Origin of the sequence: Nocardioides sp. AX2bis, assembly GCF_902506435.1 — a bacterium.
Classification (GTDB): Bacteria; Actinomycetota; Actinomycetes; order Propionibacteriales; family Nocardioidaceae; genus Nocardioides.
The window spans coordinates 3,463,886-3,490,002 of sequence record NZ_LR733215.1 but is presented as its reverse complement, the minus strand read 5'-3'; the positions used below and the strand labels follow the sequence as shown (position 1 = coordinate 3,490,002).

Sequence of the window (26,117 nt, the reverse complement as noted above, 5' to 3'; positions counted from 1 at the left end):
CTGCCCGTGCTGCCGATGGTCGAGGCGGTGCCCCTCGTGGACCCGTCGACCGCCGACGGCACGTTCTCGCTGCTCTGGCTGGTCGTCGGCTTGCCGCTGCTCGGCGCCGCCGTGCTGCTGCTCGGCGGCCGGTTCACCGACCGCTGGGGCCACTGGCTGGCCACGGCCCTGCCGATCGGCTCCTTCGCGATCAGCGTGCTGCTGTTCCTCGAGCTCCTGGGACGGGGGGAGGAGGAGCGCCAGGTCGTCCAGCAGCTCTACACCTGGATGCAGGTCGGCGGGCTCGACGTCGGCTTCGACCTGCTCTACGACCCGCTGTCGGCGCTCTTCCTGCTGCTGATCACCGGTGTCGGGTCCCTGATCCACGTCTACTCGATCGGCTACATGGCGCACGACCCGCGCCGCCGCCGCTTCTTCGGCTACCTGAACCTCTTCGTGGCCGCGATGCTGGTGCTCGTCCTCGCCGAGAACTACCTGCTGCTGTTCCTCGGCTGGGAGGGCGTCGGCCTGGCCTCCTACCTGCTGATCGGCTTCTGGCAGCACAAGCCCTCGGCCGCCGCGGCGTCGAAGAAGGCCTTCGTGATCAACCGCGTCGGCGACATGGGCCTGTCGCTGGCGATCATGCTGGCGTTCGTCTACTTCGGCACGACCAGCTTCACCGGCATCAGCGCGGTCTCCGGCGAGGCCTCCGAGGCCGCGATGACCGCGCTCGGCCTGCTGCTGCTCCTCGGTGCCTGCGGCAAGTCCGCCCAGGTGCCGCTCCAGGCCTGGCTGCTGGACGCGATGGAGGGCCCGACCCCGGTCTCGGCCCTGATCCACGCCGCGACCATGGTCACCGCCGGCGTCTACCTCGTGGTGCGCTCGAACTTCGTCTTCGAGAACGCACCGGCCGCGCAGACGGTCGTGGTCGTCGTGGCCACGGTGACGCTGCTGTGGGGTGCGGTGATCGGCTGCGCGAAGGACGACATCAAGAAGGTGCTGGCCGGCTCCACGATGAGCCAGATCGGCTACATGATGCTGGCCGCGGGCCTCGGCACCGCCGGGTACGCCTTCGCGATCTTCCACCTGCTGACCCACGGGTTCTTCAAGGCCAACATGTTCCTCGGCGCCGGCTCGGTCATGCACGGCATGGACGACGACGTCGACATGCGCCACTACGGCGGGCTGGCCCGGGCGATGCCGATCACCTTCGCCACCTTCACCCTGGGCTACCTGGCGATCATCGGCTTCCCGGGCTTCTCCGGGTTCTGGTCCAAGGACCTGATCATCGAGGTCGCCCTGACCGAGAACCTGCTGGTCGGGCTGTGCGCCCTGCTCGGGGCCGGCGTCACCGCGTTCTACATGACGCGGCTGATGCTGATGACCTTCGCCGGCCGCAAGCGGTGGCTCGAGGGCGTCCACCCGCACGAGTCGCCGTCGCTGATGACCGTCCCGCTGATGGTGCTGGCCGGCCTCTCCGTGGTCGGCGGCGTGATGATCCTCGGCGAGTGGATCGTGCACTGGCTCGAGCCGGTCACCGGTGAGGAGTCGCACGGCGAGCCGCCGCTGCCGATCATCGTGATCACGCTGATCACCGTGGCCACGGTCGCGGTCGGCGTCGCGCTGGCCTGGGTCCTCGTGGGGCGCCGGGAGGTGCCGGCCACCGCCCCGACCAAGGTCTCGCTCGCGACCCGGGCGGCCCGCGCCGACCTCTACGGCGACGCGATCAACGACGGCCTGGTCGTCGGTCCCGGGCGCAGCCTGGTGCACGGCCTGGTCGGCTTCGACCGCGCCGGCGCCGACGGCGCCTTCACCGGCACCGCCCGTACGATCGCCGCCCTCGGCAGCGTCGGCCGGCGGATCCAGACCGGCTTCGTGCGCTCCTACGCCCTGTCCCTGCTCGGCGGCGTCCTGCTCGTCGTCCTCGCGCTCCTGGCGGTGAACCTCGGATGAGCATCCCCCTCCTCACCCTGCTCTGCGCCGTGCCCCTCGTGGGTGCGGTCGCGGTCGGCTTCCTGCCCTCGCGGCTGGCCCGGCCGGTCGGCCTGGCCGTCTCGCTGGTGACGCTGGCCGTCGCGGCCGTCGTCGCCATCGACTACAGCCCCGGTGGCGGCTACCAGCACACCGAGAGCTACTCCTGGATCCCCTCCTTCGGGGTCACCTACTCGCTCGGCGTCGACGGCCTCGGGCTGCTGATGGTGCTGCTGACCGTCGTGCTGGTCCCGATCGTGCTGGTCGCCGGCTGGCGCGACGCCGAGGGCGCCGACCAGGGCAGCCCGCGGGCGTTCTTCGCCTGGGCGCTGGCCCTCGAGGGCCTCTCGCTGCTGGTCTTCACCGCCACCGACGTCTTCCTGTTCTACGTCGTCTTCGAGGCCACGCTGATCCCGGCGTACTTCCTGGTCGGGGGGTTCGGGCGGCGCGGACGCGGTGCCGCGGCGTCGAAGTTCCTGCTGTTCCAGCTCGGCGGCGGTCTGGTGCTGCTCGGTGCGGTGATCGGGCTGTACGTCGTCTCGGCGCAGCAGGGCACCCCGTCGTACCTGCTCTCCGACCTCGTCGCGCTCGACCTCGACTCCACGGCCGGGCGCTGGCTGTTCGTCGGCTTCTTCATCGCCTTCGCGATCAAGGCGCCGCTGTTCCCGGTGCACACCTGGCTGGCCGACACCACCGAGAAGGCCACGCCGGCCACCAGCGTGCTGCTGGTCTGCGTGCTCGACAAGATCGGCACCTTCGGGATGCTGCGCTTCTGCCTCGGGATCTTCCCCGAGGCCTCGGACTGGGCGACCCCGGTCGTGATGGTGCTGGCGCTGGTCTCGATCGTCTACGGCGCGCTGCTGGCCATCGGCCAGGACGACGTGATGCGTCTGATCGGGCTCACCTCGCTGTCCCACTTCGGCTTCATCGTGCTCGGCATCTTTGCCACCTCGACCCAGGGCGTCTCCGGCTCGGTGCTCTACATGGTCAACCACGGCGTCGCCACGGCCGCGCTGTTCCTGCTGGCGGGGTTCCTGGTGCACCGCAGCGGGACGGCCTCGATCCGCGAGATGGGGGGCCTGGAGAAGGTCACCCCGGTGCTCGCCGGGCTGTTCCTGGTCGCCGGCCTGGCCACCGCCGGCCTGCCCGGCCTGTCCCAGTTCGTCTCCGAGATCCTCGTGCTGATCTCCGCCTTCGACTACGCCCCCTGGGCCGGCGCGGTGGCGGTCAGCGGGATCGTGCTGGCCGCGATCTACGTGCTGTGGCTCTACCAGCGGGTGATGACCGGGCCCACGCCGGCGCACCTCGTCGCCACGATGGAGACGACCCGGGCGTCCCGGAAGGGCGGGCGCCACGACCTCGGCGCCCGCGAGCTCGGCGCCGTCGCGCCGCTGATGGTCGCGCTGGTGCTCTTCGGGTTCTACCCGCAGCCGCTGCTCGACCTGGCCAACCCGTACGCCGAGCAGCTCCAGCAGCAGATCGGCATCACCGACCAGGACCCGTACGTCCCGGCCGCCGCGCCCGAGGAAGGTGAGTGAGCATGGAGTTCACCGAACCCACGCTGAACTACGTCGAGCTCTCCCCGATGCTCGTGGTCCTCGGCGTTGCCTGCCTGGGCGTGCTGGTGGAGGCGTTCACCCCGCGCCGGTTGCGTCACGTCGCCCAGGTCACGCTGGCCTCGGTCGGCCTGGTCGCCGCCCTCGCCCTGGTGCTCTACGTCGGCGCCGGCCTCGAGAGCGTCGGCGACGGTGCCGCGCTCGGGCTGTTCGCGGGCGCCGGCACGGTCGTCGTCGACGGCCCCTCGGTCTTCCTGTGGGGCCTGATCCTGGTCTTCGCGATCGCCGGCGTCGCGCTCTTCAGCGAGCGCAAGCTGGAGGACGGGGTCTCGGCGTTCGCCGCCCAGGCCGCCGCCCTGCCCGGCACCGAGGCCGAGCGCGAGGCCTCGACCCGCGGGCTGGACCACACCGAGGTCTACCCCCTGCTGATGTTCGCGGTCGGCGGGATGATGCTCTTCCCGGCCTCCGGCGACCTGCTCACGATGTTCGTGGCCCTCGAGGTCCTCTCCCTCCCGCTCTACCTGCTCTGCGGCCTGGCCCGGCGCCGGCGCCTGCTGAGCCAGGAGGCGGCGATGAAGTACTTCCTGCTCGGCGCCTTCTCCTCCGGGTTCTTCCTCTACGGCGCCGCGATGGTCTACGGCTTCGCCGGCTCGATGGAGCTCGGGGCGATCGCGCAGGCGGTGGCCAACGACAGCGAGAACGGTGCGCTGCTCGCGCTCGGCATCGGCCTGCTCGCCGTGGGTCTGCTGTTCAAGGTCGGCGCCGCGCCGTTCCACAGCTGGACCCCCGACGTCTACCAGGGCGCCCCGACCGCGGTGACCGCCTTCATGGCCGCTGCCACCAAGGTGGCCGCCTTCGGCGCGCTGCTCCGCCTCTTCTACGTCGCCTTCGGCTCGGACCGCTGGTCGTGGGAGCCGATGATGTGGATCATCGCGATCCTGACCATGCTGGTCGGCTCGGTCCTCGCGGTCGTGCAGACCGACGTCAAGCGGATCCTGGCCTACTCCTCGGTCGCCCACACCGGCTTCCTGCTGACCGGTCTGCTCGGGCTGCAGTCCGCCGGCGAGCTGGCCGAGGGCCAGGTCACCTCGCTGCAGGCGGTGCTGTTCTACCTGGCCACCTACGGCTTCGCCACGATCGGCGCGTTCGCCGTGGTCACCGTGGTGCGTGACGCGAGCGGCGAGGCCGGCTCGCTCGACGCCTGGGAGGGTCTGGGTCGCCGCTCCCCGCTGACCGCGGGCGTCTTCGCCTTCTTCCTGCTCTCGATGGCCGGCATCCCGCTGACCGCCGGGTTCGTCGGCAAGTGGGCGGTCTTCACCGTCGCGCTGGCCGCCGGGGCCTGGCCGGTCGTGCTGGTCGCGATCGCCTCCAGCGTGATCGCGGTGTTCTTCTACATCCGGATGATCCGGGTGATGTTCTTCGTCGGCGACGAGGAGCCCGAGGAGCACGGCGCGGTCGCCGCCGGCAGCGGCGCCGGGACCCGTACGGGCTCGACGGCGCTGGAGGTGCACGGCTCGACCGCGCTGCTGATCCGCGAGAAGGCCGGCGTCACCACCGCCTCGACCGCCACCGTGGCGACCATCGCGCTCTGCGCCCTGGTCACCCTGGCCCTCGGCGTGGCGCCGGGCCCGTTGCTCGAGCTCGCGGCGGGCGTGGGAGGCTTCCTGCGGTGACCACCCCGCAGACCGATCTCGCGCTGCCCGTCGGCGACGCCGACCTCGCCCGCCGGCTGCAGGAGCGGATGGCGCGCGTCGAGGAGGCCCTGGCCGGCCACGTCGTGGGCCGCTCGCAGTTCGTCACGGATGCCGCGCGGCACCTGCTCGAGGCCGGCGGCAAGCGGTTCCGGCCGCTGCTGGTGCTGCTGGCCGCCGAGGCCGGTGAGGACCCCGAGAACCTCGACGTCGAGGTCGCGGCCTGCGTCGTGGAGATCACCCACCTCGGCTCGCTCTACCACGACGACGTCATGGACGAGGCCGACCTGCGCCGCGGCGCCGACTCGGCCAACGCCCGCTACGACAACCTCGTGGCGATCCTGACCGGTGACTTCCTCTTCGCCCGGTCCTCCGAGCTGACCTCGCGGCTCGGCCGGGACGCGGTGCGGATCCAGGCCGAGACCTTCACCCGGCTGGTCGAGGGCCAGATCCTGGAGACCGTGCCCCCGGGCCCGGGCGAGGACCCGCTCGAGCACTACCTCGAGGTGGTGGCCGGCAAGACCGGGTCGCTGATCGCGACCTCGGCGCGCTACGGCGCCCGGTTCTCGCACGCCCCGGCGGAGGTGGAGGAGGCGCTGGCGGCGTACGGCGAGATCGTCGGCTCCGCGTTCCAGCTCTCCGACGACATCCTCGACGTCGCCTCGGAGTCCGGGGAGTCCGGCAAGACGCCGGGCACCGACCTGCGCGAGGGCGTCCCGACGTTGCCGGTGCTGATGGCGCTGGCCTCCGGCGACCCCGCCGACGCCCGGCTGCACGAGCTGCTGCGCGGCGACCTGTCCGCCGACGGCCCGCACGCCGAGGCCCTCGCCCTGCTGCGCGCCCACCCGGCGATGGAGCAGGCCCGCCGCTACGTCGTCGCCCGCGCCGAGGAGGCCAAGGCGCTGCTCGGCGTCCTGCCCGCGGGCCCGGTCCGGGCCGCCCTCGAGGCGTTCGCCGACGTCGTGGCGGTCCGCTCGGCCTGAGCCGCGCCGGAATCGTCACCTCGAGGCGCCGCGAGCGTCATCTCGGCTGTCCGCGAGCGTCACCTCGGCGGTGGCGGAGGGACTCGGCGGTGAAGACCGCGAGCGCGAGCCAGACCAGCGCGAACCCGGCCCAGCGGCCGGGCGGCATGTCCTCGCCGACGACGAGGACGCCGACGGCGAACTGCAGGACCGGCGTGAGGTACTGCAGCAGCCCGAGGCTCACCATCGGGATCCGGGTGGCCGCGGCCGAGAAGCAGATCAGCGGCACCGCGGTGACCAGCCCGGCCGAGGCCAGCAGCAGCGCGTGCCCGGGCCCCTCGGTGGTGAAGGTGCCGGCGCCGGTCGCGCCGAGCCACACCAGGTAGCCCACGGCCAGCGGGGAGACGACCGCGGTCTCGAACGCGAGACTCTCGACCGCGCCGACGTCGGCCCGCTTCTTGGCCAGGCCGTAGGTGCCGAACGACACCGCCAGCGCGAGCGCGACCCACGGTGGGCGCCCGTAGTCCCACGTCAGCACGGCGACCGCGACCCCGCCGACGCCGACGGCGAGCCACTGGCCGGGTCGCAGCCGCTCCCGGAGCAGCAGGACCCCGATGAGCACGGTCACCAGCGGGTTCACGAAGTAGCCCAGGGAGGTCTCGACGACGCGCCCGGCGTTGACGCCGTAGATGAAGACCGCCCAGTTCACGGTGATGGTGAGGGCGGCGACGACCAGCAGCCTCCGCGTCCGGGGGTCGGCGGCGATCGCCCTCAGCGCCGAGATCCTGCCCAGCAGGGCCACGAGCAGCAGCATCGTGACCAGCGACCACACCATCCGGTGGGCCAGGATCTCCAGCGGGCCGGCCGGGCGCAGCAGCGGGAAGAACAGCGGGAACGCGCCCCAGAGGCCGTAGGCCGCGACGCCCAGGAGCAGCCCGTCGCGGTTCCGGTCGCGGTGCCCGTCCCGCGGCCGGTGGTCCGTCACTGGTCCAACCTAGGGCGGGTCTTTCGTCCCATCGGGGGCGGGGCCGCGTTATGGTCCGAGCGTCCGCGCCCCGGGCTCGGACGCCTGCGCACCCCCATCACCGAGGAGAACCTCATGTCCCTGCGTCACACCCTGGGCCGCGCCGTCGGAGGCACGGTCGCCGTCGCCCTGATCGGCCTGGCCGTCCCCGGGCAGGCCACCGCCGCCCCCGCCTCGTCCTACGACGCGCGCACCGTGCCGGCCGCGAGCAGCGAGAAGGCCGGTGCCGCCGAGGCGGCCGCCAAGCCGATGCGCAACATCACGCTGCGCGGCAAGGAGCGCTCCGGCAACCGGTTCGCCATCAGCGGCAAGGTGGGACCGCGCTACGTCAAGCGGTTCGTGATCATCGAGCGCAAGTTCGGCGACGGCCGGTGGACCCGCTACAACAAGGTCCGCACGAACAACGACAGCCGGTACCGCTCGAAGGTCGCGCCGCGCCGTGACCGCGGGGTGGTGCGCTACCGCGCCAAGACCCAGAAGACCGGCACCTACGCGACGTCCTACTCGAACCGGATCTACCGGATCGAGACCTTCTGACCCTCGTGGGTCAGACCACCGTCCAGGTGTCGCCGCCCCCGATGAGGGCGGCCAGGCGGTCTGCCTGGTCGCCCGGGGCGGCGTCCCTGGCGGTGCTGAGCTGGGCCCGCGCCTGGTCGTCGTAGGTCGGGCGCTCGACCTGGCGGAAGATCCCGATCGGGCTCTGTCGCAGGTAGCCGGCGTCGGTGAGGCGGCTGATCGCGAAGGCCGTGGTCGGGTCGTCCCGGGTGGCGTCGTGCACCAGCAGCGCGTCGAGGCCGACCTCGGCCACGTCGACCACGCGGACACCCCCCGTCCCTGCGTCCCGGGCCAGGCCGCGGCTGCCGCCGCCGTCCTCGGCCGGGGCGCCGAACCGGATCGGCTGCCCCTGCTCGAGCGGGATGATCGCGTCGGCCTTGGTGTCGCGGTCCTTGATCGCGTCGAACGCCCCGTCGTTGAAGATCGGGCAGTTCTGGTAGATCTCGACCAGGCTCGTCCCGCGGTGCGCGGCCGCGGCGGCCAGGACCTGGGTGAGGTGCTTGCGGTCCGAGTCGATGGTGCGCGCCACGAACGTCGCCTCGGCGCCCAGCGCCAGCGAGACCGGGTTGAACGGGTGGTCGACCGAGCCCATCGGGGTCGACTTGGTGACCTTGCCGGCCTCCGAGGTGGGGGAGTACTGCCCCTTGGTCAGGCCGTAGATCCGGTTGTTGAACAGCAGGATCGTCATGTTCACGTTGCGGCGCAGGGCGTGGACCAGGTGGTTGCCGCCGATCGACAGCGCGTCCCCGTCACCGGTCACGACCCACACCGAGAGGTCCTCGCGCGTGGTGGCGATCCCGGTGGCGATCGCCGGCGCGCGCCCGTGGATCGAGTGCATGCCGTAGGTGTCGAGGTAGTAGGGGAAGCGGCTCGAGCAGCCGATCCCGGAGACGAACACGATGTTCTCGCGGCGCAGCCCGAGGTCGGGCAGGAACGACTGGACCGCCTTGAGCACGGCGTAGTCGCCGCAGCCGGGGCACCAGCGCACCTCCTGGTCGGAGGTGAACTCCTTGCCGGTCTGGGCCGGCGCGTCGGGGTCGACGGCGGGGACGCCGTCGGTGCCGGTGCGCAGGGTGGGGGACGGCAGGTCGGCGGTGGTGCTCACTGGTGGACCTCCTGGGACGTGGCGGCGGTCAGGTCGAGCTCGTGCAGGGGCACGCCCTCGGCCTCGGCGACGAGCTCGCCGATGGCCTGGGCCAGCGCGGCGGCCTTGAGCGGCAGCCCGTTGACCTGGTGGTAGCCGCGGGCGTCGACGAGGTAGCGCGCCCGCAGCAGGGTGGAGAGCTGGCCGAGGTTCATCTCGGGCACCAGCACCCGCTCGTAGCGGCCGAGGATCTCGCCGAGGTCGTGGGGGAACGGGTTGAGGTGGCGCAGGTGCACCTGGGCCGCGTGGTGGCCCGAGCGGCGGACCCGGCGTACCCCGGCGCCGATCGGGCCGTAGGTCGAGCCCCACCCGATCACCAGGACCTTGGCCTGGCCGGACGGGTCGTCGACCTCGAGCGGCGGCAGGGAGTCGGCGACGGCGTCGACCTTCGCCTGGCGGGTGCGGACCATCCGCTCGTGGTTGGCGGGGTCGTAGGAGATGTCGCCGTGGCCCTCGCCCTTCTCCAGCCCGCCGATGCGGTGCTCGAGACCGGCCGTGCCGGGCACGGCCCAGGGCCGCGCCAGCGTGGCCTCGTCGCGCAGGTACGGCCAGAAGTCGGCCGTCTCCGCGCCGTCCTTGCCGGTCGAGACGTGGTTCGTGGCGGTCGCGAAGCCCGGGTCGACCACCGGGAGGTCGTCGACCTCCGGGATCCGCCACGGCTCGGAGCCGTTGGCCAGGTAGCCGTCGGAGAGCAGCATCACCGGGGTGCGGTAGGTCACCGCGATCCGGGCGGCCTCGATCGCGGCGTCGAAGCAGTCCGCCGGCGAGCGCGGCGCCACGATCGGTACGGGCGCCTCGCCGTTGCGGCCGTACATCGCCTGCATCAGGTCGGCCTGCTCGGTCTTGGTCGGCAGCCCGGTCGAGGGTCCGCCGCGCTGCACGTCGATCACCAGCAGCGGCAGCTCGGTCATCACCGCCAGGCCGATCGACTCCGACTTGAGCGCCACGCCGGGCCCGGAGGTCGTGGTGACGCCGAGCGCGCCCGAGAAGGAGGCGCCGATGGCGGCGCCGATGCCCGCGATCTCGTCCTCGGCCTGGAAGGTCGTCACACCGAAGGCCTTGTGCTTGCTCAGCTCGTGCAGCACGTCGGAGGCCGGGGTGATCGGGTAGGAGCCGAGGAAGACCGGCAGGCCGGAGCGGACGCCCGCGGCGACCAGGCCGTAGGCCAGGGCCAGGTTGCCGGTGATGTTGCGGTACGTGCCGGCCGCCATCGGGGCCGGCTTCACCTCGTAGCGCACCGCGAACGTCTCGGTGGTCTCGCCGAAGGCCCACCCGGCCTTGAAGGCCGTGATGTTGGCGTCCCGGATGTCGGGCACCCGGGAGAACCGGCGGTGCAGGAACTTCTCGGTGTGCTCGGTGGGCCGGCCGTACATCCACGACAGCAGCCCGAGGGCGAACATGTTCTTGGCGCGCGAGGCGTCCTTGCGCGACAGCCCGAACTCCTTGACCGCCCCCACCGTCATCCCGGTGAGGTCGACGGTGTGCACCGCGAACTCCGCCAGCGGCGAGCCGGGCTCGTCGAGGGAGTCCAGGGGGTTCGCGTCGTAGCCGGCCTTGGCCAGGTTGCGGGTGGTGAAGTCGTGGGTGTCGACGATGACCGTCGCGCCGCGCGGCAGGTCCGGCAGGTTGGCCCGCAGCGCGGCCGGGTTCATCGCGACCAGCACGTCGGGGGCGTCGCCGGCGGTGAGGATGTCGTGGTCGGCGAAGTGCACCTGGAAGGACGACACCCCGGGCAGCGTGCCCTGGGGCGCCCGGATCTCGGCGGGGAAGTTCGGCAGGGTCACGAGGTCGTTGCCGAAGGCGGCCGACTCCTGGGTGAACCGGTCGCCGGTGAGCTGCATGCCGTCACCGGAGTCGCCGGCGAAACGGATGATGACCCTGTCGAGCTGCTTGACCTCGGTCGCCACGGCCGTCCTGTTCCGTCGGGGATCTCGCCGACGCCGGCGAGCGCCTCGCCAATGTAGCCCGCACTCCCGGGACGACCTCCTGGTCTCGAACCGTGGCGCGTCCCCCCATTCTCGTGTTTCTCTACTAATCTCATCGTCATTGTTGGGTCACCGCACCGCGCGGTGGGACGAGTCCTGGTTCACCGGGACGGAGAGAGACACAGATGAAGAAGACCTTCAAGGCGGCGGCCGCGCTCGGGGCGACCTCGGTCCTGGCCTTGACCGGGTGCTCGGGCGCGAGCAGCGGCGACGACGCGGAGAAGTCCGTGACGGTGAACGCGTTCTCGGTGATGGAGGCGGCGAACGCGCCGGTGTTCGAGGACTTCACCTCGACCCCGGAGGGCGAGGGCATGTCCGGCTCGGACTTCCTGACCTCCTACGGCGCCTCGGGCGACCAGAGCCGCGCCGTCGAGGCCGGGGCGGAGGCCGACGTCGTGCACTACTCGCTCGAGACCGACATCACCCGGCTCGTCGACGCCGGTCTCGTCGAGAGCACCTGGCGCGACACCCCGACCAACGGCATCGCGACCTCCTCGGTGGTCGTGTTCGTGGTCCGGTCCGGCAACCCCGACGGCATCGAGACCTGGGACGACGTCGTCGAGCCCGGTGTCGAGGTGATCACCCCCAACCCCGGCTCGTCCGGGTCGGCGCGCTGGAACATCCTCGCCGCGTGGGCGCACGTCGCCGGCAACGGCGGGAGCGAGGACGAGGCCCGTGACTTCATCACGTCGCTGCTCGGCAACACCATCGCGCTGCCCGGCAGCGGTCGCGAGGCCACGACGGCGTTCACCGACGGCAGCGGCGACTTGCTGCTGTCGTACGAGAACGAGGCGATCCTGGCCAAGCAGAGCGGCGCGGACATCGACTACGTCGTCCCGCCGGACACGCTGCTGATCGAGAACCCGGCCGCGACCACGGTGGACGCCGACGCGACCGCCGAGGCGTTCCTGGAGTTCATGACCGGCCCCGAGGCGCAGGCCGACTACGCGCAGTCCGGCTTCCGGCCGGTCGTCGACGACGTCGAGATCGGCGAGGTCGAGGGTGCCAACGACCCCGCCGACCCGTTCCCGACCCCGGAGGAGCTCTTCACGATCGACGACGACTTCGGCGGGTGGGGCGAGGCGGCCGACCTCTACTTCGGCGACGGCGAGGAGGGCAACCCGCTGGGCATCATCACCGAGCTCCAGCAGGAGACCGGCAAGGTCGGCGAGGAGTGACCAGCGCCCTCGTCGAGCGGGGCTCGCCCCCGCCGGTGGACCCGGGGGCCGACGTGCCCACCGGGGGCGGGGGCGGCCGACGCCGCCCCCGCCGGTCGCGGCGCTCCGGGCCGCGCAGCACCCTGACCCGCGGCGCCGGCCTCGGCCTCGGCGTGGCCGTGCTGTGGTTCAGCATCCTGGTGCTCCTGCCGCTGGCCGCGGTCGTCGCCGTGGCCGCCGAGGGCGGTGTCTCGGGCTACGTCTCGGTGCTGCAGAACGACCAGACGTGGGCGGCAGTCACCCTGACGGTCACCCAGGCCGCCGTGGTCACCGTGGTCAACGTCCTCGTCGGCACGGTCATCGCCTGGGTGCTGGTCCGCGACTCGTTCTGGGGCAAGCGGCTGCTCGACGTGATCATCGACGTGCCGTTCGCGCTGCCCACGATCGTGGCCGGACTGGTGCTGCTCTCGCTCTACGGGCCCAACAGCCCGCTGGGGCTGCAGTGGGCGTTCACGCCGTCGGCGGTCACGCTGGCGCTGGCGTTCGTGACGCTGCCGTTCGTGGTGCGCACCGTCCAGCCGGTGCTCGAGGAGCTCGAGACCGACGTCGAGGAGGCCGCGGCCTCGCTCGGCGCGAAACGCTCGACGATCTTCCGCCGGATCATCCTGCCCAGCCTGGTGCCGGCGATCGCGGCCGGCGCCGCACTCTCCTTCGCCCGGGCGATCTCCGAGTACGGCTCGCTGGTGCTGCTCAGCGGCAACCGGCCGTTCGAGACCGAGGTGGTCTCGGTGCGGGTGCTGACCTTCATCGAGAACGGCAACAACACCTCCGCGGCCGCCGTGGCCTCGGTGATGCTGTTCGTCGCCCTGGTCGTCATCGTGCTGCTCGACGTGCTCCAGCGACGGGTGGCCCGCCGTGGCTAGCCCGACCGCGACCCGGACCACCACCGCCGTCCCGGTGCCGGTGAAGTGGACGCTGCGGCTCGTCGCCGTGGGCTACGTCTTCTTCCTCGTCGCCTGGCCGCTGGCGCTGCTGGTCCAGCAGACCTTCGACGGGGGGCTGACGAACCTGCTCGACGCCCTCGGCGACGAGCAGGTGATCAGCGCGCTGCGGCTGACCGGCATCGTCGCCGGCCTCGCCGTGGTGATCAACCTGGTCTTCGGCGTGACCATCTCGCTGCTGCTGGTGCGCTACGAGTTCCCCGGCAAGCGGGTGCTCTCGGCGCTGATCGACCTGCCGCTGTCGGTCTCCCCGGTGGTCGTCGGCCTCGCGCTGGTGCTGGCCTACAACGGCCGCAACGGCCTGGTCGGCCCCGAGCTCGAGGCCGCCGGCTTCCAGGTCATCTTCAACTCGCCCGGGATGGTGATGGCGACCTGCTTCGTCGCGCTGCCCCTGGTCATCCGCGAGGTCGTCCCGGTGCTGGTCGAGGTCGGCGACGACCAGGAGCAGGCCGCCCGCAGCCTCGGCGCCTCGGGCCCGCAGACGTTCTGGCGGATCACCCTGCCCAGCATCAAGTGGGGCGTCGTCTACGGCGTCGTCCTCAGCCTCGCCCGCTCCGTGGGCGAGTTCGGCGCGGTCAAGATCGTCTCGGGGAACTACACCGGCCGCACCCAGACCGCGACGCTCGTGGTGGAGCAGAAGTACCAGAACTTCCAGCAGGGCGAGGCGTACGCCACCTCGTTCCTGCTGATCCTGGTCAGCATCGCCTGCCTCGTGGTCGTCGCCCTCGTCCGCCCCCAGAGCCACTCATGATCCCCGCTACCGATTGGATCCACCGATGAGCATCGAGGTCTCAGGCCTGACCAAGAGGTTCGGCGACTTCGTCGCCCTCGACGACGTGAACGTGTCGCTGCCCACCGGGCAGCTCACCGCCCTGCTCGGCCCGTCCGGCGGGGGCAAGTCGACGCTGCTGCGCATCATCGCCGGGCTGGACACCGCCGACGCCGGCACCGTGACCATCGAGGGCACCGACGCCACCCGGCTGCCGCCGCAGAAGCGCAACGTCGGCTTCGTGTTCCAGCACTACGCGGTCTTCAAGCACATGACCGTGGCCAAGAACGTGGCCTTCGGTCTCGAGATCCGCAAGCGGCCCAAGGCGGAGACCGCCAGGCGGGTGGAGGAGCTGCTGGAGCTCGTGCACCTCTCGCAGTTCTCCCACCGGCTGCCGGCCCAGCTCTCGGGCGGGCAGCGGCAGCGGATGGCGCTGGCCCGCGCGCTGGCGGTCGAGCCGACCGTGCTGCTGCTCGACGAGCCCTTCGGCGCGCTGGACGCCAAGGTCCGCAAGGAGCTCCGAGACTGGCTGCGGCGCCTGCACGACGAGGTCCACGTGACCACCGTGTTCGTGACCCACGACCAGGAGGAGGCCCTCGAGGTCGCCGACGAGATCGTGGTGATCAACGAGGGCCGCGTGGAGCAGGTGGGCACCCCCGACCAGCTCTACGACGAGCCGGCCAACGACTTCGTGATGGGCTTCCTCGGCGAGGTGACCACGCTCGAGGGGCAGGTGCTGCGCCCGCACGACATCGAGGTCGCGACCCACCCCGTACCCGGCGGAGTGCAGGGCCGGGTCGAGCGGGTGCTGCGGATCGGCTTCGAGGTACGCGTGGTGGTCGCCGTGGCGGACCGCCCCGACGTCACCGTCGTGCTGACCCGCACCCACTCCCGCTCGATGCACCTCGAGGCCGGCGCCGCGGTGTGGCTGACGCCCGCGGAGGGCGCGATCAGCGTGGCCAGCGGACGGCAGCGGGAGGCGGCGAGCGCCTGACGGCGGAGGGCCGGGTCAGCGGTAGTTGGTGAACTGGACCGCGAACTCGTAGTCCTGGCCCTTCACCAGCTGCTGCACGGCCTGCAGGTCGTCGCGCTTCTTGCTGCTCACCCGCAGCTCGTCGCCCTGGATCTGCGCCTTGACGCCCTTGGGGCCCTCGTCGCGGATCAGCTTGGAGATCTTCTTGGCGTCCTCGGAGGTGATGCCCTCCTTGAGCGCGACGGTGATCTTCGACTGCTGCCCCGACGCGCGCGGCTCCGAGGGGTCGAGCACCTTGAGGCTGACGTTGCGCTTGACCAGCTTGCCCTGGAAGACGTCCAGCACGGCGCTGGCCCGGTCGTCGGCAGACGCGGTGATCTCGATGGCGTCGTCGCCCTGCCACTCGATGGTGGCGCCGGTGCCCTTGAAGTCGAAGCGGGTGGAGATCTCGCGGGCGGTCTGGCCCAGGGCGTTGTCCACCTCCTGGCGGTCGAGCTTGCTGACGATGTCGAAGGACGAGTCGGCCACGGGTGGTGCTCCTTGGGGCTGCGGGTGGGGCGGCGGGGGTGGGANCGTCCTGGCCAAGACCAGCATCGGCGGTGACCTCACCAACGAGGCCATGAGCAAGGGCTTCGACACCACCGGGCAGATCCTGCTGATCACCGGCGTCGGCGGGTCCCTCGGCGCCGTCATCGCCGCGACCGACCTCGAGGGCGTGCTCGGCGGGCTGTTCTCGGCCGAGGCCGGCGCCCCGGTCATCGTCAGCATCCTGCTGGCCTGGCTGATCGCCGCCGTGCTGCGCTATTGTCCCTTCTCGTCGCCAGGGGGCCAAAAGCCTCCGCCCGACACCCGGCAGGTTGCCCGAGCGGCCAAAGGGAGCTGACTGTAAATCAGCCGTCATCGACTACGTAGGTTCGAATCCTGCACCTGCCACCAGCACGACCATCTCCTGCACGACCAGCACCACCCTGACCAGCGGACGCGGGAAGGCGGCACGTGAGCGGCGGCGAGTACGTCTGGCGGCTCGCGTGCCCCGACCGGCCCGGCATCGTCGCGGCGGTCTCGACCCTGCTGGCCGACGCCGGCTGCAACATCGAGCAGAGCCAGCAGTACGGCGACCCGGACACCCGCACCTTCTTCCTGCGGGTCCAGCTCTCCGCCCCCGACGGTCTCGGTCTCGAGGACCTGCGGGCGCGGGTGCTCCCCGTGGCCGAGCGGTTCTCGATGTCGTGGGAGCTCGTCGACGCCGCCGTACGCCCGAAGGTGCTGATCCTGGTCAGCAGCGTCGGGCACTGCCTGAACGACCTGCTCTTCCGGACCTCGATCGGCGGCCTGCCGGTCGACGTGGTCGGCATCGTGTCCAACCACACGACCTTCGAGCGGCTGGCCGGCAACTACGGCGTGCCCTTCCACCACGTGCCGGTCACCCGCGACACCAAGCCGGCCGCCGAGGCCCGCCTCCTCGAGCTGGTCGAGGAGCACGACGTCGACCTGGTGGTGCTGGCCCGCTACATGCAGATCCTCAGCGACGACCTGTGCCGCCACCTCGAGGGTCGCGCGATCAACATCCACCACTCGATGCTGCCCAGCTTCAAGGGCGCCAAGCCGTACCACCAGGCGCACGACCGGGGCGTGAAGCTCGTCGGCGCCACCGCGCACTACGTCACCGCCGAGCTCGACGAGGGCCCGATCATCGAGCAGGAGGTCGCCCGCGTCGACCACACGATGACCCCCGAGCAGCTCGTCGCCGCCGGGCGTGACGTCGAGTGCCAGGCCCTGGCGCGCGCCGTGCGCTGGCACGCCGAGGGCCGCGTCCTGCTCAACGGCCACCGCACCGTCGTCCTCCGCTGACCCCAGCCCCGGTGGTCGAGGAGCGAGCGCCGGCCCCGGTGGTCGAGGAGCGAGCGAAGCGAGCGTCACGAGACCAGGGACGCCGGCCCCCCGGTGGTCGAGGAGCGAGCGCCAGCGAGCGTCACGAGACCAGGGACGCTGTGGTCGATGTGTGATCTGCACGCACCTGGTGGAGGCAGATCACACGTCGACGGTTTCAGCCGCGACCCGACCGCCGCTGGGGCGGTCGGGTCGCGATCCGGTGTCACCAGGTGTCACCAGATCGCGAGTCGAGCGCTACCGGTGGTCGGGCGCACCGGTGCCGCCGGTAGGCGTGCCCGGTCCGGCGCAGGTCTCGTGACGCTCACTGCGCTCACTGCGCTCGCTCCTCGACCACCGGGTGGCGGCGCAGGTCTCGTGACGCTCGCTGCGCTCGCTCCTCGACCACCGGGGTGGCGGCGCAGGTCTCGTGACGCTCGCTGCGCTCGCTCCTCGACCACCGGGGTGGCGCTCGCTGCTCGTGAGACCGCGGTCACGCCACCCTTGTGCCCGACCCGTCGCGGTGCCTAGCGTGGCGCCGGTGCCGGACCCTCATCTCGGGAGTGCGCCCGACCCCGTCCCCTCGCCGTACCTCGCAGTGCTCGAGCGGCAGACCGCGCGGCGGGCGGCGGCGAGCAGCCCGGTGACCTCGCCCCACGACGGCGCCCCGCCCGCGCAGCACGAGGCGCTCGCGGCGCACGTGGACGCCGTCGGGGACGACCTGTGCGCGCTGGTGCACGACCTGCACGCCCACCCCGAGACGGCCTACGAGGAGCACCACGCCGCCGCGGCCTTCGCCGACCTGCTGACCCGCCACGGGTACGCCCCGCAGGTCGACGTCCACGGGCTCGCGACCGCGGTGCGTGCCGAGGTCGCCAGCCCCGGCTTCGACCCGGACCGGCACCGCACGGTCGCGGTCCTGGGGGAGTACGACGCCCTGCCCGGGATCGGCCACGCGTGCGGCCACAACGTGATCGCGGCGACCGCGGTCGGGGCGGCGGTGGCGCTGCGGCGGCTGCTCGGGGAGGACCCCGACGCCTTCGAGGGCCGCGTGGTGGTCCTCGGCACGCCGGCCGAGGAGGGCCACACCGGCAAGGAGCACCTCGCCCGCGCCGGGGCCTTCGACGGCCTCGACGCGGCGGTGATGTGCCACCCGTACGGCGCGGACGTCGCCGACCAGGTCTGGCTCGGCCGGCGGGTCGCCACCGCGACCTGGACCGGCCTGCCGGCCCACGCCTCGGCGCAGCCGTTCTGCGGGCGCAACGCCCTCGACGCGGCGTCGCTGGCCTACCAGGGGATCGGCCTGCTGCGCCAGCAGGTGCCCCCGGTCGACCGGGTGCACGCGGTGATCACCGAGGGCGGCACCCGCCCGTCGGTGATCCCGGCGACCGCGCGGATGGACCTCTACGTCCGCTCGCCCCACCCCGAGACGCTGGTCGACCTCTCGCGCCGGGTCGAGGACGTGCTGCGCGGGGCGGCGCTGATGGCCGGGGTGAGCCTCGACCTGCAGTGGGACGAGCACCCGCCGTCGCTGCCGGTGCGCACCAACGAGGCCCTCACCGCCCGGTGGGCGCTGGCCCAGCAGCGACGCGGGCGCGCGCCGTACCCCGCCGGCGTCGTCTCCGAGACGCTCGCGGCCTCCACCGACTTCGGCAACGTCAGCTACCGGCTGCCCGGCATCCACCCGCTGATCAAGGTCGCCGAGCCCGGCACCGCCCTGCACACGCCGGAGTTCGCCGCGGCCGCGGCCTCCCCGGAGGCCGAGCGGGCCGCGGTCGACGGGGCGTACGGCCTGGCCTGCGCCGCCCTGGACCTGCTGGTCGACGACGACCTGGCCGCCGCGGTCCGCCACGAGTTCGAGGAGTCCGGGGGCGCCGTCGACGTCGCCCGCTACTTCGACTAGACCCACCACTCCCGGGAGGCCGTCATGGCCAGCAGCACGAGCATCGGTGACCGGTTCCTGACCCGCGTCGAGCGGGCCGGCAACCGGCTGCCCCAGCCGTTCAACCTGTTCCTGTTCCTCTTCCTGCTCACCGGGGTCGTCTCCACCGGCCTGGCCTGGGGCGGGGTCGACGTCACCGTCCCCGGCGCCGACGAGCCGGTGGTGATCCGCGGCCTGTTCACCGGTGAGGGCCTGGCCTGGTTCACCTCGAACCTCGGCGCGAACTTCATCGGCTTCCCGCCGCTGGTCACCGTGGTGACGATCCTGCTGGCCATCGGCATCGCGGAGAAGACCGGCTTCCTCGCCGCCGGCATCCGCCGCACGATGGGTTCCGCGCCGCGGTGGGCGCTGCCGTACGCCGTGGGGTTCCTCGGGGTCTGCGGCTCGGTGATGTCGGACTCGATCTTCGTCGTCGTCCCCCCGCTGGCGGCGCTGGCCTTCAAGGCGGCCGGGCGGCACCCGATGGCCGGGCTGCTCGGCGGCTTCGCGGCGGCCGGCGCCGGCTACTCGACCTCGATCGTGCCGACCTCGCTCGACGCGCTGTTCGCCGGCATCACCAACGCGGTGATCCCGACGGTCCCCGCGCTGGAGCAGGCCGCGGACCCGGTCAACCCGCTGTCGAACTACTTCTTCAACGCCGTCTCCGCGGTCGTCCTGACCCTCGTGGCCGGCTTCGTCATCGACCGGGTCCTCGAGCCCCGGCTCGTCCGCCAGGGCGTGCCGACCGAGGAGCACGCGGAGGCCGGCGAGGTCGAGCACGCCCACGAGCACGCCACCGGCACCGACCTCACCGCCGACGAGCGGCGCGGGCTGCGCGCCGCCGTGCTGGCGCTGGGCGTGCTCACCGTCGTGGTCCTGGTGGCGGTGCTGGTGCCGGCCTCGCCGTGGCGCAACGCCGACGGCGGGTTCCTGCCGGCCTCGCCCCTGCTGGACTCGATCGTGTTCGTGGTCTTCGCCTACTTCGCCGTCGGCGGCTACGTCTACGGCCGGGTGTCCGGGACGATCAGCGGCTTCGGCGAGGTGCCACGGATGATGGGGGAGGCGCTGCGCGACATGACCCCGTTCCTCGTGCTGGCCTTCGTGCTCGGCCAGTTCATCGCCCTCTTCGACTGGTCCGGCGTCGGCTCCGGCCTGGCCGTGGCCGGCGCCGACGCGCTGGAGTCGGTCGGGCTCACCGGGCTCGTGGTGATCTTCGGGTTCATGCTGCTCTGCTCGGTGCTGAACCTGTTCATCATCTCGGGGTCGTCGATGTGGACCCTGATGGCGGCGGTGTTCGTGCCGCTGTTCGGGATCCTGGGCTACGAGCCGGCCTTCGTGCAGGCGGCCTTCCGGATCGGTGACTCGGCCACCCAGATCATCACCCCGCTCAACCCGTACATGATCGTCCTGCTCACCTTCGTGCGCCGCTACGAGCCGCAGGCCGGCCTGGGGACCCTGATCGCCCGGATGCTGCCGTTCGTCGTGCCGTTCTGGATCGCCTGGGCGCTGGTGCTGCTGGTCTTCGTGCAGCTCGACGTCCCGCTGGGCCCGGGCAACGGCATCTACGTCGAGGGCGCCGGCTGACCCGTTCACGTCGTCGTCGCCGGGTCGCCCGCACCCCGTCGTACGACGGCCACCGCCCGGTCGGCGGGCGCTCCTAGCCTCCGACCATGGTCGCTCGAGGGGTCCTCGGCAGCGTGCTGGTGGCCCTCGGGGGCCTGGTGGTGGCCACCCTGCCGGCCTCGACGCCGCTGCTCGGGCTCGACGCCCTGGTGGCGCTGCGCGCCACGGAGGTCGGGCGGATGCTCGGGCTGACCGTGGTGATGGGCGGTCTCGGCATCCTCGCGGCCCAGTGGCTGCGACTGTGCCGGTCGACCGCGGCCGGTGACCGCGACCCCGACGACGACCTCGCGCTGGTGCGCCGCGTCGCCGTCTGGTGGAGCGTCCCGCTGGTGCTGGCACCACCGCTGTTCTCGCGCGACGGGTGGTCCTACGCCGCCCAGGGCGCGCTGGTCGAGGCGGGCGTCTCGCCCTACGACCACGGGCCCGGCGTGCTCGCCGGCGCGGTCGCCGAGGCCGTCGACCCGCGCTGGATGGACACCCCGGCGCCGTACGGTCCCGTCCCGCTGCTGCTGGGCGGGCTCGGCGCCTCGGTCACCCAGGACCCGTGGCTGCTCGTGGTCGGGCACCGGCTGCTCGCGCTGGCCGGACTGGTCCTGCTGGCGTGGGCCGTCCCACGGCTGGCCCGGTGGACCGGGGCGAGCCCCGCCCTGGCCTCGGCGCTCGTGCTCGTCTCGCCGCTGACGCTGGCCGCCGGCGTCGCCGGGCTGCACAACGACCTGCTGATGGTCGGCCTGATGGCGGCCTCGCTCGTCGTCGGCGTCGAGCGGCACTGGGCCGCCGGCGCGGTGCTCGCCGGGCTGGCCGCGGCGGTCAAGCTCCCCGGCGGCCTGGTCTGCGTCGCGATCGTGGTGGCGTCCCTGCCGGCGGGGATCGCCCTGGCCGCCCGGCTGCGCCGGCTGGCCGGCGTCGGGCTGGTCGCCGTCGGGACCCTGGTCGGCCTGAGCCTGGCCGGCGGGCTCGGCCTGGGGTGGCTGGCGGCGCTCGCCGTGCCGACCACGGTGGCCACGCCCCTGTCGCTGACCACCGTCCTCGGCGGCCTGCTCGACCTGGGGGGCGGCGTCGTGGGCCTGCCGGACGCCACGATGCTCGACCTGACCCGCGCCCTGGGCTCGGCGGCGGCGGTCGTGCTCACCGCGGTCGTCGCGCTGCGCGCTCCGACGGGGGAGCGCCGGGAGGCCCTGCGCGCCCTCGTCCTGGTCCTGGCCGCGACCGTCCTGCTCAGCCCGGTGGTCCACCTCTGGTACCCGATGTGGGTGCTGCCGTTCGCCGCCTGCCTGCGCCTCCCGCGCGCCGGCACCGCGGTCGTGCTCGTGCTCTCGCTGGTCCTCGGCCTGGCCTCGCCGCTCGACTCCTCCCTGCACGGCGCCTACCTGGCGATCGTCTGGGGCTGCCTGCTGCTCGCCGCGATCGCGCCGCTGCTGCTGGCCACCCGCTCCGGCCGGGACCGGGTCGACCGGATCGCCGAGGCCCACCTGCTCCCGACCTGACCGCCGAGATGACGCTCGCGACCGGTCGAGGTGACGCTCGCGACCGGTCGAGATGACGGTTCCGGCGCCGGGAGCTCAGCCGGCGGCGTCCACCGCGTCGGGCTCGCCGGCGTGGACCGCCAGCATCCGCTCGACCGTGCGGTCCCAGGTGAACAGCTCGGCCCGGCTCCGCGCAGCGCGGCGGCGGGCCGCCTCCGGCCGGGCGGCGACGCGGAGCACGGCGTCGGCCAGCGGGCCGGGCAGCGCCGGTGCCCACGCGCCGGAGGCGGCGTCGACGATCTCGCAGGCCCCGCCGGTGTCGGCGGTGACCACGGGGGTGCCGCTGGCCAGCGCCTCGAGCACCGCCAGCCCGAAGGTCTCGGTCGGGCAGACCGACAACGCCACGTCGGCGGCGGCCAGCGCGGCGTTCAGCGCGGCCCGGTCGGCGACGTACCCGCCGAAGCGCACCGGCGCGTCGCCCGCGAGCGCCACGAGCTCGTCGCGGTGCGGGCCGTCGCCCCACACGTCGAGGGTCACCGGGACCCCGCGCCGGTGCAGCTCGACCGCCGTGGCCACGGCGAGGTGCGGCGACTTCTCCCGGGACAGCCGGCCGACGTGCACGAGCCGCAGCGGCGCGTCCCGTCGTACGGGGGCCGCGGGGCGACCGGCCGGCGCGAACGTCTCGAGGTCGACCCCGAGCGGGACCCGCACCACCGGGCAGCCCGCCCCCGCCGCCAGCGTCGCGAACTCGCCCTCGGCGTAGCGGGAGGTGACCACGACCGCGTCCACGCTGCGCACCAGCAGCCGGTTGAGCAGCCCGACCGAGAGCCGGGGTCCGAGGTCGAGGCCGGTGCGGCCCGCGAGCATCTCGCCGAGGTGCTCGTGGGAGAACAGCACCGTGCGCACGCCCTGGCGCCGCGCCCACCGCGTCACCGGCAGCAGCGTGGTCTTGTCGCTGAGCTCGACCGACGTCGGGGCGAACCGCTCGAGCACGTCGACCACCCGCCACGGCTCGACGATCAGCCGGTAGCCGCCGCCGACCCGCGGTGCGCGCAGCTGCACGACCTCGCCGGCGTCGGTGGTCGTACGGGCGTCGGTGGGACCGGGCACCACGAGCAGGCGCGGGACGCCGCGCTCGGCGTAGCCGCGGGCCAGCGCCTCGAGCGCGACGCGCATCCCGCCCGAGGCGGGGCCGACGAAGTTGGCGAGCTGGGCGATGCGCACCGCCCGAGTCAACCGGGACCGGGTGAACGCCCGGGCGTGCTCAGGTGTCGCCGACGTGGCGGGCCGGCTGCACCCGCCCGCGCACCTCGCCGAGCGTGATCCGTCCGCCGGCCGGGCCCGGGGCGCTGTAGCGGAGCACGACCTCCTGGCCGTCCTCGAGGAACCCGCGCCCGTGCGTCGACATCTCCAGCAGCGACCCGAGCTGGTCCTCGCCGGGCCCCGAGATCGTGCCGGAGGCGAAGAGGTCCCCGGGTCGCACGGAGGCGCCGTTGACGGTCAGGTGGGCCAGCATCTGCGCCGGTGCCCAGTAGGTGGAGGCGTACGGCGGTCGCGACAGCACCTCCCCGTCGAGGACGACCTCGACCGCCACGTCGAGCCCGCGCGGGGTCGACCCGTCGGCGGACCGCAGGTAGGGCAGGGGCGTCGGGTCCTGGCCGGGCAGGTCGGTCCACGCACCCGTGAGCGCCGCCAGGGGCGTTACCCACAGCGACACCGACGTCGCGAACGACTTGCCCAGGAACGGCCCCAGCGGCGCCATCTCCCAGCCCTGCAGGTCGCGCGCCGACCAGTCGTTGAGCCCGACCACGCCGAAGACGTGGTCGGCGAAGGCGTCGACCGCGACCCGCTCGCCCAGCGCCGAGCCCGCACCCACCACGAAGCCCAGCTCGGCCTCCAGGTCGAGCCGGCGGGTGGGCCCGAAGGCCGGCGTGCCGTCGCCGTCGGCGGGCGGGCGCCCCTGGCCCACCGGGCGCACCACCGGCGTCCCGCTCGGCACGACCGTCTGCGCCCGCCCGTGGTAGCCGATCGGCAGGTGCCGCCAGGCCGGCGGCAGCGCCGGGGCGTCCGGGCGCAGCACCGCCGCGGCGTTGCGGGCGTGGTGCTCGGAGGCGTAGAAGTCGACGTAGTCGCCGACGGTGAACGGCGCGTGCAGCGCCACCGTCGCCACGTCGTACGCGGGCACGCCCGCGTCGGCCACCGCGAGCGCGGCCTGCTCGCGAACCTGCGCCCAGCCGGACGGGCCCAGCGCCAGCAGCGCGTCCAGCGACCCGGTGGCCAGGGCGGGGAGGCCGGTGGCGGCGGCGAGGTCCACGACGCGGTCGGCGTACCGCACCCCCACGCGCGGGCCGCCGCCCGGCGGGGAGAACACGCCGTACGGCAGGTGGTCGGCGCCGAACCCCTCGGGGCCCTGCCGGTCCCTCACGCGCGGACGCCCAGGTCGGCCAGCGCCGCGGCGAGGACCGCCGGCCCGTCCGGGCAGGTCTCGACGCCCCGCAGCCAGCGCCGGACCCCGACCAGGGAGGTCTCGTCCATCCCGGCCACGGCACGGGTCGGCGGGCCGGCCAGGGCGCCGGCCACCTCGACCGCGCCCTCGCCGTCGAAGGCGCGACGCACGGCACCGAGCACCGCCAGCGGGTGCCCGCCGACCACCGTCACCGGCGTCTCCCGGTCGAGCACGGCCTCGAGCCACGCCGCGACCCGCAGCGGGTCGGCACCCTCGACCGGCAGCGACACCGCCAGCTCGAGCGCGGCGATCTCGTCGACGGCCGCGCACCAGTCCGCGCCGGGCTCGGCGTCGGGCATCCCGACCGCGACGACCACGTCGTCGGCCAGCGCGCCCTCGACGCGGGCGGCCTCGACGGCCGTCACCACCCGGCGGGCGTTGCCGCGCAGGTCGGCGGGGTCGCGCAGGGTCACCCGGACCGCCCGCAGCGGCACCCCCCGGCGCGCGGCGAGGGCCGACGGGCCGGCCACCTGGCCCGCGCCGCCGCTCACCACGAGCGTGACCGGCGGGCCGTCCGGGTCGGTCCCCGGCAGGTCGGTGTCGAGGACGACCCGCGAGGCGACGAGGTCGGCGTCCGTCGGGTCGATGGCGTCGAGCGGCCCCGCCACGTCCAGCAGGCCGCTCCACCAGGTCCGGTGCTCCGTGCTCTCCATCTCGGTAACGTAACCGGACCCGGCTCCCCGTCGAGGGGGCCCTGCGAGGAGAGACGATGGCGTACTACTCCCGCGTGGGCGACGTCCCGCGCACCCGGCACACCCAGCACCGCGACACCTCCCGCGAGGACCGGCGGCTCTACCGCGAGGAGCTGATGGGGGAGGAGGGGTTCTCCTCGGACTCCTCCCTGCTCTACCACCGCGGCGTGCCCTCGGCCGTCGTCGACGCAGGGACGTGGGAGCTGCCCGACCAGGCCCGCCGCCCCAACCACCCGCTGCTGCCGCGCCACCTGCGCCTGCACGACCTGGCCGTCCCGGGCGGGGCCGACGCCGTGACCGGACGCCGCCAGGTGCTCGCCAACCACGACGTCCGGATCGGCTACGTCGTCACCGGCACCGACCCGAGCCCGCTCTACCGCGACGCGATCGGTGACGAGGTGGTCTTCGTCGAGGCCGGCTCGGGCGCGGTCGAGACCGTGTTCGGGACCGTGCCCTACCGGGCCGGCGACCTCGTCGTCGTGCCCCGGGCCACCACCCACCGGTGGGTCCCCGCCGAGCCCAGCAGTCTCTACGCGATCGAGGCGACCGGGCACGTCGCCCCGCCGAAGCGGTACCTCTCGCGCTACGGCCAGCTGCTCGAGCACGCGCCGTACTGCGAGCGGGACCTGCACGGCCCGACCGCGCCGCTGCTGGTCGAGGGTCCGCAGGCCGAGGAGCCGGTCGACGTGCTGGTCAAGCACCGCACGTCCGCCGGCGTCGTCGGCACCCGGCACACCCTGGCCACGCACCCGTTCGACGTCGTCGGCTGGGACGGCTGCCTCTACCCCTACACGCTGAACGTGGAGGACTTCATGCCGATCACCGGCAAGGTCCACCAGCCGCCTCCGGTGCACCAGGTGCTGGAGGGCTGGAACTTCGTGATCTGCGCCTTCCTGCCCCGCAAGGTCGACTACCACCCGCTGGCCGTGCCGGTGCCGTACTACCACTCGAACGTCGACTCCGACGAGGTCATGTTCTACGTCGGCGGCGACTACGAGGCGCGCAAGGGCTCGGGCATCGGGCTGGGCTCGGTCTCGCTGCACCCCGGCGGCTTCCCGCACGGCCCGCAGCCGGAGGCGATCGAGGGCTCCCTGGGCGCGACGGAGTTCCACGAGTCCGCGGTCATGGTCGACACCTTCGCCCCGCTCGAGCTCGGCGAGGCAGCGGCCGACGTCGACGACCCGGCGTACGCCTGGACGTGGGCCGGCGGGCCGGTCCCCCCGCCGGGGTGACTCGCCGCCCGGGGGTGGCGCCGCGTCGGGGGGCCTAGGTG

At 73.3% G+C, this 26,117-nt stretch carries 22 protein-coding genes and 1 tRNA gene; 16 read left to right on the top strand and 7 right to left on the bottom strand.

The window, feature by feature from the left end; translation table 11 throughout:
- The first annotated feature begins 15 nt into the window (after positions 1 to 15).
- The 4 genes from nuoL (at position 16) to GV155_RS16735 (ending at position 6,180) form a co-directional block, all read left to right on the top strand.
- The gene (nuoL, locus tag GV155_RS16750) at positions 16 to 1,932 is read left to right on the top strand and encodes an NADH-quinone oxidoreductase subunit L (RefSeq protein WP_160011524.1); all 1,917 of its coding nucleotides are present in this window, start codon (positions 16 to 18) and stop codon (positions 1,930 to 1,932) included.
- Positions 1,929 to 3,488: an NADH-quinone oxidoreductase subunit M gene (locus tag GV155_RS16745; RefSeq protein ID WP_160009797.1), complete on the top strand. Its 1,560-nt coding sequence runs from the start codon at positions 1,929 to 1,931 to the stop codon at positions 3,486 to 3,488. The genes nuoL and GV155_RS16745 overlap by 4 nt, the downstream gene beginning before the upstream one ends.
- Before the next feature lie 2 nt (positions 3,489 to 3,490).
- Positions 3,491 to 5,179 carry an NADH-quinone oxidoreductase subunit NuoN gene (gene nuoN, locus GV155_RS16740; RefSeq protein ID WP_160009795.1) on the top strand — a complete coding sequence of 563 codons (1,689 nt, stop codon included), beginning with the start codon at positions 3,491 to 3,493 and terminating at the stop codon, positions 5,177 to 5,179.
- A gap of 68 nt (positions 5,180 to 5,247) precedes the next feature.
- Positions 5,248 to 6,180, top strand: a complete 933-nt coding sequence (locus GV155_RS16735) for a polyprenyl synthetase family protein (protein WP_160011522.1) — start codon at positions 5,248 to 5,250, stop codon at positions 6,178 to 6,180.
- A 37-nt stretch (positions 6,181 to 6,217) separates the two neighbouring features.
- Here GV155_RS16735 and rarD read toward each other — a convergent pair whose 3' ends face one another.
- Entirely contained in the window at positions 6,218 to 7,144 is a 927-nt protein-coding gene (rarD, locus tag GV155_RS16730) for an EamA family transporter RarD (RefSeq protein WP_236554383.1), read from the bottom strand.
- A gap of 114 nt (positions 7,145 to 7,258) precedes the next feature.
- On the opposite strand from rarD, the gene GV155_RS16725 reads away from it, so the two are divergent.
- The gene (locus GV155_RS16725) at positions 7,259 to 7,720 is read left to right on the top strand and encodes a hypothetical protein (RefSeq protein WP_160009793.1); all 462 of its coding nucleotides are present in this window, start codon (positions 7,259 to 7,261) and stop codon (positions 7,718 to 7,720) included.
- 10 nt (positions 7,721 to 7,730) lie between these two features.
- On the opposite strand, the gene GV155_RS16720 is transcribed toward GV155_RS16725, so the two are convergent.
- Together GV155_RS16720 and GV155_RS16715 are read right to left on the bottom strand one after the other, a co-directional pair.
- Positions 7,731 to 8,843 (bottom strand): 2-oxoacid:ferredoxin oxidoreductase subunit beta, encoded by a 1,113-nt coding sequence (locus GV155_RS16720; RefSeq protein WP_442938848.1) that lies wholly within the window; start codon positions 8,841 to 8,843, stop codon positions 7,731 to 7,733.
- Positions 8,840 to 10,789 carry a 2-oxoacid:acceptor oxidoreductase subunit alpha gene (locus tag GV155_RS16715; protein ID WP_160009791.1) on the bottom strand — a complete coding sequence of 650 codons (1,950 nt, stop codon included), beginning with the start codon at positions 10,787 to 10,789 and terminating at the stop codon, positions 8,840 to 8,842. Before GV155_RS16715 ends, GV155_RS16720 begins: the two co-directional genes overlap by 4 nt.
- Positions 10,790 to 10,992: 203 nt before the next feature.
- Between GV155_RS16715 and GV155_RS16710 the strand changes: the two genes are divergently transcribed.
- The 4 genes from GV155_RS16710 to GV155_RS16695 are packed head-to-tail and all read left to right on the top strand — an operon-like array spanning position 10,993 to position 14,788.
- Positions 10,993 to 12,045, top strand: coding sequence for a sulfate ABC transporter substrate-binding protein (locus GV155_RS16710; RefSeq protein ID WP_160009789.1), 1,053 nt, complete (start codon positions 10,993 to 10,995; stop codon positions 12,043 to 12,045).
- The gene (gene cysT, locus GV155_RS16705) at positions 12,042 to 12,947 is read left to right on the top strand and encodes a sulfate ABC transporter permease subunit CysT (RefSeq protein ID WP_236554382.1); all 906 of its coding nucleotides are present in this window, start codon (positions 12,042 to 12,044) and stop codon (positions 12,945 to 12,947) included. The genes GV155_RS16710 and cysT overlap by 4 nt, the downstream gene beginning before the upstream one ends.
- On the top strand, positions 12,940 to 13,776 hold the full coding sequence (locus GV155_RS16700; RefSeq protein WP_236554381.1) for a sulfate ABC transporter permease: 837 nt from the start codon (positions 12,940 to 12,942) through the stop codon (positions 13,774 to 13,776). The genes cysT and GV155_RS16700 overlap by 8 nt, the downstream gene beginning before the upstream one ends.
- Positions 13,777 to 13,801: 25 nt before the next feature.
- The gene (locus tag GV155_RS16695; protein ID WP_160009787.1) at positions 13,802 to 14,788 is read left to right on the top strand and encodes a sulfate/molybdate ABC transporter ATP-binding protein; all 987 of its coding nucleotides are present in this window, start codon (positions 13,802 to 13,804) and stop codon (positions 14,786 to 14,788) included.
- A 15-nt stretch (positions 14,789 to 14,803) separates the two neighbouring features.
- Here the strand turns inward: GV155_RS16695 and GV155_RS16690 are convergent, their stop codons facing one another.
- A complete protein-coding gene (locus tag GV155_RS16690; protein ID WP_160009785.1) occupies positions 14,804 to 15,295 on the bottom strand; it encodes a YajQ family cyclic di-GMP-binding protein in 492 nt (163 codons plus the stop codon).
- Between the two features lie 91 nt (positions 15,296 to 15,386).
- On the opposite strand from GV155_RS16690, the gene GV155_RS21160 reads away from it, so the two are divergent.
- From GV155_RS21160 to mptB, 6 genes are all read left to right on the top strand, one after another.
- Positions 15,387 to 15,650, top strand: coding sequence for a GntT/GntP/DsdX family permease (locus GV155_RS21160; protein WP_442938871.1), 264 nt, complete (start codon positions 15,387 to 15,389; stop codon positions 15,648 to 15,650).
- Positions 15,619 to 15,703: transfer RNA gene (locus tag GV155_RS16680), tRNA-Tyr, on the top strand. Before GV155_RS21160 ends, GV155_RS16680 begins: the two co-directional genes overlap by 32 nt.
- Positions 15,704 to 15,763: 60 nt before the next feature.
- Positions 15,764 to 16,618, top strand: a complete 855-nt coding sequence (purU, locus tag GV155_RS16675; RefSeq protein WP_160009783.1) for a formyltetrahydrofolate deformylase — start codon at positions 15,764 to 15,766, stop codon at positions 16,616 to 16,618.
- 559 nt (positions 16,619 to 17,177) lie between these two features.
- Positions 17,178 to 18,539 carry an amidohydrolase gene (locus GV155_RS16670; RefSeq protein ID WP_160009781.1) on the top strand — a complete coding sequence of 454 codons (1,362 nt, stop codon included), beginning with the start codon at positions 17,178 to 17,180 and terminating at the stop codon, positions 18,537 to 18,539.
- 24 nt (positions 18,540 to 18,563) lie between these two features.
- Positions 18,564 to 20,141 (top strand): AbgT family transporter, encoded by a 1,578-nt coding sequence (locus GV155_RS16665; protein ID WP_160009779.1) that lies wholly within the window; start codon positions 18,564 to 18,566, stop codon positions 20,139 to 20,141.
- A gap of 86 nt (positions 20,142 to 20,227) precedes the next feature.
- Positions 20,228 to 21,667 (top strand): polyprenol phosphomannose-dependent alpha 1,6 mannosyltransferase MptB, encoded by a 1,440-nt coding sequence (gene mptB / locus GV155_RS16660; protein WP_160009777.1) that lies wholly within the window; start codon positions 20,228 to 20,230, stop codon positions 21,665 to 21,667.
- A 75-nt stretch (positions 21,668 to 21,742) separates the two neighbouring features.
- On the opposite strand, the gene GV155_RS16655 is transcribed toward mptB, so the two are convergent.
- From GV155_RS16655 to GV155_RS16645, 3 genes are read right to left on the bottom strand one after another with little or no spacing between them, the layout of a single operon-like run.
- A complete protein-coding gene (locus tag GV155_RS16655; RefSeq protein ID WP_160009775.1) occupies positions 21,743 to 22,870 on the bottom strand; it encodes a glycosyltransferase in 1,128 nt (375 codons plus the stop codon).
- 40 nt (positions 22,871 to 22,910) lie between these two features.
- Positions 22,911 to 24,071: a fumarylacetoacetate hydrolase family protein gene (locus tag GV155_RS16650; RefSeq protein ID WP_160009773.1), complete on the bottom strand. Its 1,161-nt coding sequence runs from the start codon at positions 24,069 to 24,071 to the stop codon at positions 22,911 to 22,913.
- Positions 24,068 to 24,805, bottom strand: coding sequence for a hypothetical protein (locus tag GV155_RS16645; protein WP_160009771.1), 738 nt, complete (start codon positions 24,803 to 24,805; stop codon positions 24,068 to 24,070). The genes GV155_RS16650 and GV155_RS16645 overlap by 4 nt, the downstream gene beginning before the upstream one ends.
- A gap of 56 nt (positions 24,806 to 24,861) precedes the next feature.
- Between GV155_RS16645 and GV155_RS16640 the strand changes: the two genes are divergently transcribed.
- A complete protein-coding gene (locus GV155_RS16640) occupies positions 24,862 to 26,076 on the top strand; it encodes a homogentisate 1,2-dioxygenase (protein WP_160009769.1) in 1,215 nt (404 codons plus the stop codon).
- Positions 26,077 to 26,117 lie beyond the last annotated feature (41 nt).

Excerpts from the sequence above, each read along its gene's own strand:
- nuoL (WP_160011524.1), top strand. The coding sequence starts at position 16 with ATGGTCGAGGCGGTGCCCCTCGTGGACCCGTCGACCGCCGACGGCACG.
- GV155_RS16745 (WP_160009797.1), top strand. The coding sequence starts at position 1,929 with ATGAGCATCCCCCTCCTCACCCTGCTCTGCGCCGTGCCCCTCGTGGGT.
- nuoN (WP_160009795.1), top strand. The coding sequence starts at position 3,491 with ATGGAGTTCACCGAACCCACGCTGAACTACGTCGAGCTCTCCCCGATG.
- GV155_RS16735 (WP_160011522.1), top strand. The coding sequence starts at position 5,248 with ATGGCGCGCGTCGAGGAGGCCCTGGCCGGCCACGTCGTGGGCCGCTCG.
- GV155_RS16725 (WP_160009793.1), top strand. The coding sequence starts at position 7,259 with ATGTCCCTGCGTCACACCCTGGGCCGCGCCGTCGGAGGCACGGTCGCC.
- GV155_RS16710 (WP_160009789.1), top strand. The coding sequence starts at position 10,993 with ATGAAGAAGACCTTCAAGGCGGCGGCCGCGCTCGGGGCGACCTCGGTC.
- GV155_RS16695 (WP_160009787.1), top strand. The coding sequence starts at position 13,802 with ATGAGCATCGAGGTCTCAGGCCTGACCAAGAGGTTCGGCGACTTCGTC.
- GV155_RS21160 (WP_442938871.1), top strand. The coding sequence starts at position 15,387 with ATGAGCAAGGGCTTCGACACCACCGGGCAGATCCTGCTGATCACCGGC.
- GV155_RS16665 (WP_160009779.1), top strand. The coding sequence starts at position 18,564 with ATGGCCAGCAGCACGAGCATCGGTGACCGGTTCCTGACCCGCGTCGAG.
- mptB (WP_160009777.1), top strand. The coding sequence starts at position 20,228 with ATGGTCGCTCGAGGGGTCCTCGGCAGCGTGCTGGTGGCCCTCGGGGGC.
- GV155_RS16645 (WP_160009771.1), bottom strand. The coding sequence starts at position 24,805 with ATGGAGAGCACGGAGCACCGGACCTGGTGGAGCGGCCTGCTGGACGTG.
- GV155_RS16640 (WP_160009769.1), top strand. The coding sequence starts at position 24,862 with ATGGCGTACTACTCCCGCGTGGGCGACGTCCCGCGCACCCGGCACACC.